This is a genomic window from Sphingobium sp. V4 (assembly GCF_029590555.1).
Classification (GTDB): Bacteria; Pseudomonadota; Alphaproteobacteria; order Sphingomonadales; family Sphingomonadaceae; genus Sphingobium.
The window spans coordinates 146,502-160,694 of sequence record NZ_CP081001.1; the positions used below are offsets into that span (position 1 = coordinate 146,502).

The window sequence follows — 14,193 nt, forward strand, 5'->3', positions numbered from 1 at the left end:
CATGACAGACCAGACCCGGCCGACCTTTCGCGCCGCCTTATCCAACAGGACCATGCAGATGACTCTAGGCGCCTTCGCCTTCATCGCGGCTGCCGCCGGCGCCGCGCTCGCCGTGCAGGCCGCGCCCGCTTCCGTCAACGCGACCGACAAGGCGGCGATCGAGAAGATCGTTCACGACTATATATTGGAGCATCCCGAAATCATCCCGCAGGCGGTGGAAAAGCTCCAGGCCAAACGCATGTCGGGGACGATCGAATCGAGCCGCAGCGCGCTCGAAACCCCCTATGCCGGCGCGTGGGAAGGGGCGGCCAACGCGGATGTCACGGTGGTCGAGTTTTTCGACTATGCCTGTGGCTATTGCCGCGCCTCGCTGCCTGACCTCGCCAAGCTGGTCGGCTCGGACGCTAAGGTGAAGGTCGTCTATCGCGAACTGCCGATCCTCTCGGAGGAAAGCAGCGACGCCGCCAAGGTGTCGTTGCTGGCGGCCGAGCGCGGCCAGTATATGGCCTATCACAAGGCGCTTTACGGCGCGGGCAAGGTGACGCGCGACACCATCGTCGCTGCGGCAGCCAGGGCAGGCATCACGAAATCGGAAGCCGAATCGGCGATCGCGTCGAGCAAATATGACGCCGAAATCCAGTCCAACATCGCGCTCGCGCAGAAATTGCAGGCAACGGGCACCCCGACCTTCGTGATCGGCGGCCAGGTGCTGAGCGGTGCTGTGGGTTACGACGCGCTCAGGGAAGGCGTTGCGGCGGCACGCGGGAAGTAGGCCGGGTCGTATGACGGCGGTCCGAACGGATCAGAGGTTCGGGACTGGCCGCTTCCGGCATTGACTTCCCCGCCCCATTTCCCTATCGGACGCCCCCTGACTTGCGGCCGCTGCACAAGCGGCCCTTTTTTGTCACGCCCGATTCTCTAGTTGTTTTGAGGAATGAACGATGAAGCGCACCTATCAGCCGAGCAATCTGGTTCGGAAGCGCCGTCACGGTTTCCGCGCGCGCATGGCGACCCCCGGCGGCCGCAATGTGATCCGTGCGCGCCGTTCGCGCGGCCGCAAGAGCCTGAGCGCCTGATCCCAACGCCCGGAAATGTCGTCGCGCCGGCCATGATGGTCCGGCGCGCGGATTTTCTGGCGGCCAATCGCGGGCGTCGCGCGCCCATGCCGGGCTTCGTCCTGCTGGTGCGCGAGCGCGGCGATGGCGATCCGGCGATGCGCTATGGCATCACGGTCACCAAAAAAGTTGGCGGCGCTGTCATCCGCAACCGGATGAAGCGCCGTTTTCGCGTCCTGGCGCGCGAATTGCTGCCGGTCCATGGCGTGGCCGGCGCCGACCATGTGCTGATCGGCCGCGACGGTGGGATCGAGCGCGACTTTTCCCTGCTCCATGCGGAACTGACCAAGGCGCTGGGCAAGATCATGACCCGGCCGATCGATCCGCCGCGCGATTCGCGCCCGCGGAAAGGCAAGCCGCAAGCGCCGCGCAAGCCGGGGCAGGGGCCGAATCGGGAGCCGGGGCGGTGATCGCCCGCCTGCTCATCCTCCTCGCCCGCTTCTGGCAGCTTGGTCCCTCGCGCATTTTGCCCCCCACTTGCCGCTACGCCCCCTCCTGCTCGGAATATGCGATTCAGGCCGTGCGCAAATATGGCGCGATCAAGGGTAGCTGGCTGGGGTTCAAGCGGCTAATGCGTTGCCACCCATGGGGCGGCTCGGGCTTCGATCCCGTTCCCTAGACACTGATGCAATGACCGCGGAGCGCAAATAGCGTGGACGACAAGAAGAATATCATCCTGGCGGTGCTGCTGACCGCGGCCATCCTGTTCGGCTGGCCCTATGTCTCGAACTATTTCTTCCCGGCCGCCAATCCGCCGGCGACGAAGATCGAGGGCGGCAAGACCACGCCCGTCGCCGCGCCCGGCACCGATACGGCGGACGGCCCCGCCGTGATTCGCGACCGCGCCCTGGTGTTGAAGGACAGCCCGCGCGTCGCGATCCGCACGCCCAAGCTCATCGGCTCGATCAACCTGAAGGGCGCGCGTATCGACGACATCGTGCTGCCGACCTACAAGGAAACGATCGACAAGGGCTCGCCCGACGTCCGCCTCTACAGCCCCTCGGGCACGCAGGACGCCTATTTCGCCGGCTTCGGCTGGCAGGGCGAGGGGCTGAAGGTGCCGACCAAGGACACGGTCTGGACCGCGCAGGGCAGCGAACTGACGCCGACCAGCCCCGTCACCCTGACGTGGAACAACGGCGCGGGCCAGCTTTTCGAAATTCTCCTGTCGGTTGACGACAATTACATGATCTCGGCCGCGCAGAAGGTGTCGAACACGGGCGCCGGCGCCGTGGGCGTGAAGCCCTATGCCTATATCAGCCGCACCGGCATCCCCAAGGACCCCGATACCTGGACCATCCATATCGGCCCGATGGGCGTGTTCAACGGCGCCGCCAATTACGATGTGAACTACAAGGATCTGGATAAGGGGCCTTCGACCCAGAGCTTCCAGTCCAAGGGCGGCTGGATCGGTTTCACCGACAAATATTGGCTCTCCGCTCTGGTCCCCGGCAAGGACGCCGATTTCGCCGGCCAGTTCCGCAAGGGCGCCGGCACGCAATATCAGGCCGACGTCGCGCTCGGCTCGACCATGCTCGCGCCCGGCAAGGCTGCGACGCAGACGCTGCGCCTGTTCGTCGGGGCCAAGGAAGTGAAGACGCTCCAGGCCTATGAGCGCGACGGCGTCACCCTGTTCGATCGCGCGATCGACTGGGGCTGGTTCTACTGGTTCGAACAGCCGATCTTCGCGCTGCTGCACTGGCTGTTCGGAACGCTCGGCAATTTCGGTGTGGCCATCATCTGCCTGACCTTTGTGGTCCGCGCTCTGATGTTCCCCGTCGCCCAGCGCCAGTTCGCCAGCATGGCGGCGATGCGCGCGGTGCAGCCCAAGATGAAGGCGCTCCAGGAAAAATATAAGGACGACAAGCAGCAGCTCCAGATGAAGATGATGGAACTGTACAAGCAGGAGAAGGTGAATCCGCTCGCCGGCTGCCTGCCCATCTTCATCCAGATCCCGATCTTCTTCGCGCTTTACAAGGTGCTGATGCTGACGATCGAGATGCGCCACCAGCCCTTCGTGCTGTGGATCAAGGATCTGTCCGCGCCAGATCCGCTGCATATCCTCAACCTGTTCGGCCTGCTGCCCTTCACCCCGCCGTCCTTCCTGGCGATCGGCGTGCTGGCGCTGCTGCTGGGCATTTCGATGTGGTTGCAGTTCAAGCTGAACCCGGCCCAGATGGACCCGATGCAACAGCAGGTCTTCGCGATCATGCCGTGGATGATGATGTTCATCATGGCGCCCTTCGCCGCGGGTCTGCTGGTCTACTGGATCACCAACAACTGCCTGTCGATGGCGCAGCAATGGTGGCTCTACAAGCGCCACCCCGTGCTGAACGCCGCGACGGCGAAGTGAAAATCATCCTCCCGCGTAAGGGGAGGTCGTAGCCCGCAAGGCTGACGGAGGGGTGTCTCGCTCTCGATGGCGGGACACCCCTCCACCATTTGCTGCGCCAATGGTCCGCCTCCCCGGCAGGGGGAGGAAGGAGATAAGATATGACAGAAGACGAAAACACTGCCCTGATCGAGGAAGCGCGCAAGCTGTTCGCCGGCCCGATCGCCTTCCTCAAGTCCGCGCCGGACCTCAAGTTCCTGCCCGACATGGCCGTGAACGAGGTCGCCTTCGCGGGCCGCTCCAATGTCGGCAAGTCGTCGCTCCTCAATGCGCTGACCAACCGCAACGGTCTTGCCCGCACGTCCAACACGCCGGGCCGCACGCAGGAGCTCAATTTCTTCGACGTGGGCGATCCGCTGCGATTCCGCCTCGTCGACATGCCCGGCTATGGCTATGCCAAGGCGCCCAAGGACATGGTGCGCAAATGGCGCTATCTGGTGAACGACTATCTGCGCGGGCGCGCAGCCCTGAAGCGTGCGCTGGTGCTGATCGACAGTCGCCACGGCATCAAGGATGTCGATACCGACATGCTCGACATGCTGGACGGGGCCGCGGTCAGCTACCGCATCGTCCTCACCAAGACCGACAAGATCAAGGCGAGCGACTTGGCCGCCGTCACCCAGGCCACGGCCGAAGCGATCCGCAAGCGCCCGGCTGCCCATCCCGACATCATCGCCACGTCGAGCGAGAAGGGCATGGGCATCCCCGAACTGCGCGCCGCCGTGCTGGAAAGCGTGACGCAGGGATAAACGAAAGGCCTTTCGTTTCGAGCCTGTCGAGCAGCGTGAAAAGCGCTTAGCGACCCGCTGCGCGATGGCGCTCGAAACGAAAGGATGCTGCGCTGTTACGCCGCCTGCCTCTGTCCCGGCCGGCCCAGTTCCATGTCCATCAATATCTGCACGGACCGCACCGCGCTGCAAAAGGCGCAGGCGACCGCGTCGCTGCACGCATGGACGACCGGCGCGATCCGCCTGCCCTGCAACAGGTTGATGAGCATATTCTCGTCCTCGGACAATAATGGCCCCCGGCCGGTCGCCAGCCGTCGGCCGAGCGCGGTTTCGGTCAGCGCCATCAGGCTGTCGATCGCGGGGAGCAACTGCGCCCAGCCATGATGGCCGAGCCGCGCATGGAGCCGCGCCAGCACGGGCTGGCCTGCCCGTCGTGCCGCGCTCCAGCAGCGCACGGCTTCTAGGAAGAGATAGAGCGCCGCCGGGCTATGGCGCGCGATCAGGGAAGAAGGATGCGTCATGGGATAGCCTTTCGTGAAGCCTGTCCCCCTTGTCCGGCCGCTCGTTCTCTGCGGAACGAGTCGTGCCGCCAGTCTGTTAGGACGCTGTTATGTCCGTAAAATTTCACCGGCACAGGGGATGCGACACGGGGCGGGCGAAATTTGCGCCCGGTTGTCGTGCGCCAGCGGCTTGACGAACGGCCATTTCCTCAAGAAGGACGGCGGTTCGACAAAATCCGGGCGAGCGCCTAGATGGGATGTTCCTGCCGCCGGGCCGGAAGAGTGGAGAAGCAATCATGCGCGCCGAAGCGCAGCAATATATTGACCGCATCGACGCCGCGCTGGACCTGCTGCGCCGTTTCCTCGACTGGGACCGGGCGCTGCGCCGGCTGGACGAACTGAACGCGCGCGTCGAGGATCCGACCCTGTGGAACGACCAGAAGGCCGCGCAGGAGGTGATGCGCGAACGGACCCGGCTGGACGGGGCGATCGGCGCGACCCGCCGGATCGAGCGGGAAAAGACCGACAATGCCGAACTGATCGAGATGGCCGAGGCCGAGGGCGATGAGGACATGGTCGCCGAGGCCATTGGCGCGCTCAAGACGCTGGCCGACCGCGCCGACGAGGACAAGATCAAGGCGCTGCTGGCCGGGGAAGCCGACGCCAGCGACACCTATCTGGAAATCCACGCGGGCGCGGGCGGCACCGAAAGCCAGGACTGGGCCGAAATCCTCAGCCGCATGTATCGCCGCTGGGCCGAACGGCGCGGTTTCAAGGTGGAACTGGTCGACTATCAGGCTGGCGAAACCGCCGGCATCAAGTCGGCGACCTTCCTCATCAAGGGCGAGAATGCCTATGGCTATGCCAAGACCGAAAGCGGCGTTCACCGCCTGGTCCGCATCAGCCCCTATGACAGCGCCGCGCGCCGCCACACCAGCTTCTCGTCGGTCTGGGTCTATCCGGTGATCGACGACAATATCGATATCGAGGTCAAGGAAAGCGACCTCAAGATCGACACCTATCGCGCCTCGGGTGCCGGTGGCCAGCACGTCAACACCACCGACTCCGCCGTCCGCATCACCCACGTCCCCTCGGGCATCATCGTGGCGTCTCAGAATGACCGGTCGCAGCACAAGAACCGCGCGACGGCCATGAACATGCTGAAGGCGCGTCTCTACGAAGCCGAACTGCGCAAGCGCGAGGAAGCGGCGTCGACCGACTATGCCGCCAAGACCGAGATCGGCTGGGGCCACCAGATCCGCTCCTATGTGCTCCAGCCCTATCAGCTGGTGAAGGATCTGCGCACCGGCGTCACCTCGACCGCGCCCGACGACGTGCTGGACGGCGCGCTCGATCCCTTCATGGCGGCCGCGCTCAGCCAGAAGGTCACGGGCGAGAAGGTCGATGTGGAGGATGTCGACTGATGGTTCGGGCGGCATTGGCGGGCGCGCTTGTCCTGCTGGCCGCCTGCGATCAGCTGACCGGCGGCAATGAGGCCGAGCGTCCCGCCGCCGCACAGGATTTTCCCCGTGCCGACCGCCCGGTCGCGCCCATCGTGTCGACCCGCTGGTCGAGCGAGGAAGCCCGCGACCGCGTCAACGAGGCGGACGACATCATGGGCCGCGCCGATGTCCGCCCCGGCATGACGGTGGCGGATCTGGGCGCAGGGGAGGGCTATTACACCGTCCGTCTGGCCGATCGCGTCGGCGCGAAGGGCCGGGTGTTGGCGGAGGATATCCTGCCCGAAGTGATCGAGGCGCTGTCGCGCCGCATCACCCGCGAGAAATGGGACAATGTCAGCGTCAAGCTGGGCGCACCCGAAGATCCCCGGCTGCCCCGGGACAGTTTCGACCGCATCTTCATGATCCATATGTATCACGAGATTTCGGAGCCTTATGCCTTCCTCTGGCATCTCAGTCCTGCGCTGAGGAAGGATGGCGAACTGATCGTGGTCGATGCCGACCGGCCGACCGACCAGCATGGGACGCCGCCGCGCCTGCTCGCCTGTGAACTGGCCGCCATGGGCTTCCGCATGGAGGAACTGGTCCCCAAGCCCACTGCCGGCGGTTATTTTGCGCGCTTTCGGCGCGTCGCTGCGCGCCCGGACCCGGCCAGCATCGTGCCCTGCGCGCTCAACGACGGGAAAGGTTAGCGGCCTCGCCGCCACCGCCGGAACAGCGACAGGCCCAGTATTCCGCTTCCCACCACCGCCGCGATCGCCCCGCCTGCGGACGCCAGCGCCCAGGCGCCGGCTACGAGCAGGCCCGTCAGGAAATCGACGATGATGAGGGTCAGGTGTATCATTTCCGGAACAAGACGGCACTAATGGCCGAGTTCCTTGGCTTCCTGATATTTCAGTTCCAGAAACCGGTTCTGCGTCGCCAGCTTGTCGAGGTCGCCGCTGGCCAGAGTCTCGCTCATGCGCGCAATTTCGGCGTCGATGACGCCCAGCCCCTCGACCAGTTGCTTTTCGGGCACGCGGCCGTTGCGCTCCTCGCGCCGCAGCGGTTCGGGAATCGACTGATAGCCGGTGACGAGTTCGGGCAGATGGTCCGACAGCAGCCGGCGGATTTCCAACGCAGCCGGCTCCTGTTCGCCCAGTCGCTCCAGTTGCGGCGCCAGCGTCTCCAGCCGCACCCCGATGCTGTCCACCAGCGTGACGGCCGGAGCGGGCAGCGCCTTGCGCTGGTTCTCCAGCCAGATTTCGGTCTTGAGCGGCAGGGCGGCGAGTTCGGTCGCGGCGAGCGTTTCCGTCTTCACCCGGCTTTCCGTCGGCATGAGCGCGATCAGCAGCACCGCCGCGATCATCACGCCCAGCGCGATCATCACGCCGGTAATGCCCAGCGGCAGGATGAAGCCCGCCACCGCGCTGCCAAGTACCACAGCCAGCACCGCCCAGAAGGCATATTTGACCTTGCGCATCAGCCCGGCATTGCGCCGCTGGCGCGCGCGCGCCGACAGGCTGCGCCCGCGATCGCTATGGCGACGCAGCACCGCCTCGGCATCTGCCAGCACGCGTTCGGACCGGCTCACAGCATCCGCCTCCGTTTGCTTCTCATGTATCGATAAGCGGCTGGCGCCGTGCCTGCGTTGCTCGACTGCGCCCGAAACGAGCCGATGATGCCGGCGATCATCTTCACCCCTCGATCGCGCTCAGCAGCGGGTTGTCCGCCCGCACTTCCTTGGCAGCCTGCGCCTGTCCCTCGGCGCGGGCGATATAGCCCTTGGACTTTTCGACCTCGTTCGACAGCGTGTTCACTGTCGTTTTCATGTTTTCGAGCGCCTTGAGCTTGAACGTGTCGATATTGTCCATCGTGTCGTAGATATTCTGGAAGGCGCGCTGGAGCGTTTCGATGGGAATAGTGCTGGACGCGGCCTGCTCGTGGATCTGCGCGGTCTGGCTTTTCAGCAGCTCTCCGGTCCGGTCGATCATGTTGGCGGTGGTGGTGTTGAGCGCGGTAATCTGCTCCAGCACCAGCCTCTGCCCGACCAGCGCCTGCGCCACCGTCACCGCAGTGCGCAGCGCGGCGACCGTGGTGGTGCTGGCCCGGTCGACGCCCTTCACCAGCTCGACATTGTTCTTCTTGACCAGGTCCAGCGCCAGATAGCCCTGCACCGTGACCGCCATCTGGGTCAGCAGATCCTGCGTGCGCTGGCGGATGTAGAAGAGCGCGCTGTCGCGGATCGCCTTGGCCTTGGCCGGGTCGGTCGCGTCCAGCTCCAGCGCCTTGGACTCCAGCCGGGCGTCCATGGTCTTGCTGATGTGGATCATCTGCTCCAGACGGCCCATGGTCGCCCACATATTCTGCCGCTCGACATCGATCGCGGCATTGTCCTTGATCAGCGTGTCCTTGCCACTGGCGAGGCTGCCGAGGATCGCGTTGATGTGGCTCTGCGCGCTCTTGTAGCCGTCGAAATAGTCGCGCATCCTGTTGCCGAAGGGGATGATGCCGAACAGCTTCTTGGGCGCCATCAGGTTGCCGCGCTTGCCGGGGTCCAGATCCTCCACCGTGCGGCGCAGTTCGGCCAGGTCCGCGCCGACCTTGGTGTCGCTGTCCATTGCGCGGACCGGCCGGTCGAGGAAACGGTTGGAGTGGCCCGCCGCCTCGGCGATTTCCTTGCGTCCCATGTTGGTCAGCTGGTCGACCCGCGCCCCGAATTCGGGCGAATTGGCGTCCTGCGCGACCAGGTCCGCGACGAAGGCGTCGACCTTCTCGTCCAGCCTGGACTTCTTCTCGTCCTCGATCGGCACCAGGCCTGCCGCCTTTTCCGGCGAGACTGCGGGCACCGGGTCGGGCGGCGTCAGGTTCAGCGTGTCGCCACCTGCTGATGCAGTAGCGGTCGTGGTGGGCGCGGTGCTGGCCATATCATCTCCCAATGACAAATCGCACAAGCTGTCATATGTGACTATAACAGTGGCGCTTCAATGGCGAATATGGCGCGGCCCCGCGCCCGATGCAATCAGCGCGTCCCTTCCGCGTAGTAACGCTCCATGTCGAGCCGCATCTGGTGCAGCGCCTCCGGGTTGAGGTAGATCATGTGGCCGGCCGGATAGTAACGGAACTGCAAATTCTGCCGCAGCTTCGGCTCCAGCATCATGTGCTTGAGGTCACGTTCGGTCGAAAAGAAGGGCGTCGCCATGTCATAATAGCCGTTCAGCGACAGCACGCGCAGATGCGGATTGGTTCGCATCGCGGCGCTCAGGTCGGCGGTGACGTCGGCGACATTCTGTTTGCCGCCTTCGGGCGCCTGATGGCTCCAGTCCCATTTGAAATCGCCGCCCTCGCGCGCGCTCAGGCGATAACTGAGGTCGGTCTTGTAGCCGATCTGGCGCGTCACCTGATCCAGGAAGCTGCCGACATAGAGGCCCGTGATGCTGGTGCTGGACGGATCATATTCCGGTTCCTCGCCCGCCGCATCGGCATCGATGCCCTTGTAGCGGCTGTCGAAGCGGCCGATCGTCTCATGGCCCTCGCGCAGCAATTCCTTGCGGAAGCGCGACAGGCTGACGCGCAGGTTGGCGCGCTTGAGATACTCGACCGACAGGCCTGTGAAGCGGCTCAACTGCTGCGCGATCTGATCGGTTTCCTGCGGGCTGATGTCGGACCCCTTGAGCAGCGCGGTGGCATAGGGGCCATTGGCGAAGACGCGCGATTCCTCGACGAACGCCTCCAGGCTTTCGGGGCGGCCGCCCGGTACGCGGTTATGATACCAGGCGGTCGCGGCATAGCTGGGGATATAGCCGACATGGATCGCATCGAAGCCCGACTGGCGCACGCCATAATTCATGATCGACGACAGCAGCACCACGCCGTTCAGCGCCAGCCCGCGATCCTCCAGCTGATAGGCGAGCGCCCCCGACCGGGTCGTGCCATAGCTTTCGCCGAAAATATATTTGGGGTCGCCCCAGCGGCCATTCTTGGTCGTATAGCGGATAATCGCCTTGGCGAAGGCGTCGACATCCTGGTCCACGCCATAGAAATCGGACGGCTTGGCGTCGCCCAGCGGCCGCGAATAGCCCGCGCCGATCGCGTCGAGGAACACCATGTCGGTGCTGCCGATCAGGCTGTCATTGTTCGGGCCGACATCGAAGGGGGCGGGCTTGACCGCTTCGGGATTGCCGGTGCGGACATGCTCCGGCGCGAAACTGCCCATGCGCAGCCAGAGCGAGGAGGAACCGGGGCCGCCATTGTAGAAGAAGGTCACGGGGCGGTTCTTTCCCGCCGCCGTGTAGGCGGTATAGAACATGCTCGCGACCGGCTTGCCCTTTTCATCGCGGATGGTGAGCGTGCCCGCGGTCTGGGTGTAGGGGATGGACTTGCCATCGACGCGGGCCGTGCCCTTGCTGCTCTGGGTCACTTCCTCGACCGGCGCGCTGGCCCAGTTGGCGGCGACCTGTTCGGCCACCTTGTCGGCATGGTGTTTCGCAGCGTCCGGAGCGTCCTTCTGCGCCAGGGCCGGGGCGGCAAGCGCGATGAGGGAGGCGAACGAAAGGGTAGCGGCAGACCGCATGAAGGCTCCTTGCAGGATATGGTATATTGTCAGCGACGCGCGGCACCATAGAAAGCTGGTCGCGCGGGGCAAGGGGCAATTGCACTGATGTAAAGCAGTCTCAGGCCGGGCGCAGCGCTTCGATCACCGCCGCTATATCCTCGTCGCTATTGTAGATATGGGGCGAAAAGCGGATCGCCCCGCCCGCCAGTTTCGACGCGGCGGTGGCGATCTTCGCCTGCCACAGTTTCGCCCGCATCGCGGCCACGTCGCGGCCGGGAAAGGCGACGGTGATGACCGGCCCGGTGATCGCCGCCGCCCCGCTGCCGATGACCCGCGCGCCCGCCACGGCGGCCATCGCCTGCCGCATGGAGGCGGCCCGCGCCTGCGCCGCCTGCTCGATCGTTGCCTCGCCCACGCCGTCCAGTACGTCCAGGGTCGCGGCAAAGGCCATCAGCCTGGGATCGTCGCGTTGGCCCAGTATCTCATATTTCTGCGCCGTGTTCAGGTTGGCCGGATCGGTCAGCCAATAGCCATGGCTCATCATGATCGGCTGCAATTCCGCCTGCCGCTCGCGCCGTACATAGAGGATGCCGCCTTCCAGTGGTCCCATCAGCCATTTGTGCGTGCTACCCGAATAGCTGTCGACGCCCAGCGCGGCGAGGTCGAGCGCCATCCAGCCGAAGGTCTGCGCCCCGTCAGCGTGCAGCCAGATATTCCGCGCCCGCGCCAGTTTCGCGATTTCCGCCACCGGATAGATGATGCCGCTGACATTGCTCATGTGCGACAGGAAGATGGCGCGCGTATTGGGCGTGACGGCGGCAGCGATCCCGTCCAGCAATTGCTGCGGCGATGTCGCCTCGACCGGCACCGGCACGACATGCAGGTCCAGCCCCTCGCGTTCGGCCCTCAGTTTCCAGCTGTCCCAGGTCGACGGATGATTATGGTCGGTCAGGATGATCCGGTCGCCGGCCTTGAGCGCCAGGCCCCGTACCGCAACCGTATTGGCCTCGCTCGAATTGCGGACCAGCGCGATCTCCTGCGCTGTGACCTTCAGCCGCGCGGCGATCCGCGCCCGCAGCGCGTCGGCGGCTCTGGGATAGAGCGCGCGCCGCTCGGTCGACGGATCGGTCTGGAAGGCCCGCGTCTCGCGTTCATGCACCGCCGCCACGCTGCGGAAGGTCGGGGCGATATTGGCCGCGTTGAAATAGCGGATGGCGGGATCGAGCAGCATTGCCTCGCGCAGCGCCGGCTTGCCGGCCGCGCTCAGCATCTCGGCCGAAAGCGCCAGTGGCGCGGCGGCGGCGGCCGCCTGCATCAGGGTGCGGCGGCTGATCGGCGGTCGGTCGGACATGCGCGTCTCCTTGTCTGGCACGGCGTTCGACGGATCGGGCGGCCCAACCCGCCATATCGTCCTTACCCTTGCCGCAGCGCGGCATTTCCTGTAGGGGCGCGCCCGATAGTCCTGGACAGGCGTGGTGCCGGCCGGGAGAACCCGAATCCCGAAGGCACAATATGTCCCTGCGTAATATCGCGATCATCGCGCACGTCGACCATGGCAAGACCACCCTAGTCGACCAGCTTTTCCGTCAGTCCGGCACCTTCCGCGACAACCAGCGCGTCGAAGAGCGCGCGATGGACTCGAACGACCTCGAAAAGGAGCGCGGCATCACCATCCTGGCGAAGCCTACCTCGGTCGAATGGAACGGCACCCGCATCAACATCGTCGACACGCCCGGCCACGCCGACTTCGGTGGCGAAGTCGAGCGCATCCTGTCGATGGTCGACGGCGTCATCCTGCTGGTCGATTCGTCCGAAGGCGCGATGCCGCAGACCAAGTTCGTGACCGGCAAGGCGCTGGCGCTGGGCCTCAAGCCCATCGTCGTCGTCAACAAGGTCGACCGTCCCGACGAGCGCATCCAGGAAGTGCTGGACGAAGTGTTCGACCTGTTCGTGACGCTGGAAGCCAATGACGAGCAGCTCGACTTCCCCGTTCTCTATGCGTCGGGCCGCAACGGCTATGCCAGCGAAGATCCGCAGCGCCGCGAAGGCACGCTGGAACCGCTGTTCCAGAAGATCGTGGACCATGTGCCGCCGCCGGCGCTGGACCAGGATGCACCGTTCAGCTTCCTCGTCACGCTGCTCGACCGCGACAATTTCCTCGGCCGTATCCTGACCGGCCGCGTGCAGTCGGGCACGGTCAAGGTCAACCAGCCGATCCACGCGCTGGACATGGACGGCAATGTGATCGAAACCGGCCGCGCGTCGAAGATCATGTCCTTCCAGGGTCTGGACCGCGTGCCTGTCGATGAAGCCAAGGCCGGCGACATCATCAGCCTTGCGGGCCTGACCGTCGCGACCGTCGCCAACACCATCTGCGACACGTCGGTCGCAACGCCCATCCAGGCGCAGCCGATCGATCCGCCGACCCTGTCGATGCGCTTTGCCGTGAACGACTCGCCGATGGCGGGCCGCGAAGGCAGCAAGGTGACGAGCCGCATGATCCGCGATCGCCTGGCCCGCGAAGCCGAATCCAACGTCGCCATCAAGGTGACGGAATCGGAAGACAAGGACAGCTTCGAAGTCGCCGGCCGTGGCGAGCTTCAACTGGGCGTCCTCATCGAAACCATGCGCCGCGAAGGCTTCGAACTGGGTATCTCGCGTCCGCGCGTGCTGTTCGGCGAGGACGAGAATGGCAACAAGACCGAGCCCTATGAAACCGTCGTCATCGACGTGGACGATGAATTTTCCGGCACGGTCGTCGACAAGATGAACATCCGCAAGGCCGAGATGACGGACATGCGTCCCTCGGGCGGCGGCAAGACCCGCATCACCTTCTCAGCGCCTTCGCGCGGCCTGATCGGCTATCATGGCGAATTCCTGTCCGACACGCGCGGCACCGGCATCATGAACCGCCTGTTCGAGAAGTACGGCCCCCACAAGGGCAAGATCGAAGGCCGCAAGAATGGCGTGCTGATCTCGAACGGCGCGGGCGAAGCCAACGCCTATGCGCTGGGTCCGCTGGAAGATCGCGGCATCCTGTTCGTGGGCGTGGGCGAAGCGCTGTATGAAGGCATGGTGATCGGCGAGAATGCCAAGCCCGAGGATCTCGAAGTCAATCCGATGAAGTCGAAGGCGCTGACCAACTTCCGCGCCAGCGGCAAGGACGATGCCGTCCGCCTGACCCCGCCGAAGAAAATGACGCTGGAACAGGCCATCGCCTATATCGACGATGACGAAATGGTCGAAGTGACGCCCAAGACCATCCGCCTGCGCAAGCGCTATCTCGACCCGAACGAGCGCAAGCGCATGAGCCGCGCCAAGGCCGCCTGATGTTTCAGAGCGGCCCGCACAAGGCCGCCTGATGTTTCAGAGCGGCCCTGATCGAGCCGCCGCCTGATCGCTGCCCGTCGAAAGGGGCCTGTGTGACGCCACGCAGGCCCTTTTTCGTGCCCCTGCGATATAAA

The 14,193-nt window shown here is 64.8% G+C and carries 15 protein-coding genes; 9 read left to right on the forward strand and 6 right to left on the reverse strand.

The features are described from left to right. Position 1 precedes the first annotated feature (1 nt). The 6 genes from K3M67_RS00760 (at position 2) to yihA (ending at position 4,256) form a co-directional block, all read left to right on the forward strand. The gene (locus tag K3M67_RS00760) at positions 2-772 is read left to right on the forward strand and encodes a DsbA family protein (RefSeq protein ID WP_066864127.1); all 771 of its coding nucleotides are present in this window, start codon (positions 2-4) and stop codon (positions 770-772) included. Positions 773-941: 169 nt separating this feature from the next. Continuing rightward, positions 942-1,076, forward strand: a complete 135-nt coding sequence (gene rpmH, locus K3M67_RS00765) for a 50S ribosomal protein L34 (RefSeq protein ID WP_013848777.1) — start codon at positions 942-944, stop codon at positions 1,074-1,076. A gap of 32 nt (positions 1,077-1,108) precedes the next feature. After that, positions 1,109-1,525, forward strand: a complete 417-nt coding sequence (gene rnpA / locus K3M67_RS00770) for a ribonuclease P protein component (protein ID WP_502958887.1) — start codon at positions 1,109-1,111, stop codon at positions 1,523-1,525. Beyond that, positions 1,522-1,734 (forward strand): membrane protein insertion efficiency factor YidD, encoded by a 213-nt coding sequence (gene yidD / locus K3M67_RS00775; protein ID WP_066864124.1) that lies wholly within the window; start codon positions 1,522-1,524, stop codon positions 1,732-1,734. The genes rnpA and yidD overlap by 4 nt, the downstream gene beginning before the upstream one ends. Before the next feature lie 33 nt (positions 1,735-1,767). Continuing rightward, entirely contained in the window at positions 1,768-3,468 is a 1,701-nt protein-coding gene (gene yidC / locus K3M67_RS00780) for a membrane protein insertase YidC (RefSeq protein WP_285832012.1), read from the forward strand. A gap of 140 nt (positions 3,469-3,608) precedes the next feature. After that, on the forward strand, positions 3,609-4,256 hold the full coding sequence (yihA, locus tag K3M67_RS00785) for a ribosome biogenesis GTP-binding protein YihA/YsxC (protein WP_066864119.1): 648 nt from the start codon (positions 3,609-3,611) through the stop codon (positions 4,254-4,256). A 95-nt stretch (positions 4,257-4,351) separates the two neighbouring features. On the opposite strand, the gene K3M67_RS00790 is transcribed toward yihA, so the two are convergent. Then, entirely contained in the window at positions 4,352-4,756 is a 405-nt protein-coding gene (locus K3M67_RS00790; protein WP_285832013.1) for a hypothetical protein, read from the reverse strand. 275 nt (positions 4,757-5,031) lie between these two features. Between K3M67_RS00790 and prfB the strand changes: the two genes are divergently transcribed. Both prfB and K3M67_RS00800 read left to right on the forward strand, forming a co-directional pair. Beyond that, entirely contained in the window at positions 5,032-6,159 is a 1,128-nt protein-coding gene (gene prfB / locus K3M67_RS00795) for a peptide chain release factor 2 (RefSeq protein ID WP_066864113.1), read from the forward strand. Beyond that, the gene (locus K3M67_RS00800; RefSeq protein WP_285832014.1) at positions 6,159-6,887 is read left to right on the forward strand and encodes a class I SAM-dependent methyltransferase; all 729 of its coding nucleotides are present in this window, start codon (positions 6,159-6,161) and stop codon (positions 6,885-6,887) included. The genes prfB and K3M67_RS00800 overlap by 1 nt, the downstream gene beginning before the upstream one ends. On the opposite strand, the gene K3M67_RS00805 is transcribed toward K3M67_RS00800, so the two are convergent. The 5 genes from K3M67_RS00805 to K3M67_RS00825 form a co-directional block, all read right to left on the reverse strand. Continuing rightward, entirely contained in the window at positions 6,884-7,039 is a 156-nt protein-coding gene (locus K3M67_RS00805; protein WP_198163015.1) for a hypothetical protein, read from the reverse strand. The two genes, K3M67_RS00800 and K3M67_RS00805, sit on opposite strands and share 4 nt — an antisense overlap. 18 nt (positions 7,040-7,057) lie before the next feature. Beyond that, positions 7,058-7,768, reverse strand: coding sequence for a hypothetical protein (locus tag K3M67_RS00810; protein WP_066864108.1), 711 nt, complete (start codon positions 7,766-7,768; stop codon positions 7,058-7,060). 103 nt (positions 7,769-7,871) lie between these two features. Then, entirely contained in the window at positions 7,872-9,101 is a 1,230-nt protein-coding gene (locus K3M67_RS00815) for a toxic anion resistance protein (RefSeq protein WP_285832015.1), read from the reverse strand. 95 nt (positions 9,102-9,196) lie between these two features. After that, the gene (locus K3M67_RS00820; RefSeq protein WP_066864102.1) at positions 9,197-10,747 is read right to left on the reverse strand and encodes a S10 family peptidase; all 1,551 of its coding nucleotides are present in this window, start codon (positions 10,745-10,747) and stop codon (positions 9,197-9,199) included. Positions 10,748-10,847: 100 nt separating this feature from the next. Next, on the reverse strand, positions 10,848-12,080 hold the full coding sequence (locus K3M67_RS00825) for an aminotransferase class V-fold PLP-dependent enzyme (RefSeq protein ID WP_066864099.1): 1,233 nt from the start codon (positions 12,078-12,080) through the stop codon (positions 10,848-10,850). A 161-nt stretch (positions 12,081-12,241) separates the two neighbouring features. Between K3M67_RS00825 and typA the strand changes: the two genes are divergently transcribed. After that, positions 12,242-14,059, forward strand: a complete 1,818-nt coding sequence (typA, locus tag K3M67_RS00830) for a translational GTPase TypA (RefSeq protein ID WP_285832016.1) — start codon at positions 12,242-12,244, stop codon at positions 14,057-14,059. The last annotated feature ends 134 nt before the right edge of the window (positions 14,060-14,193 follow it).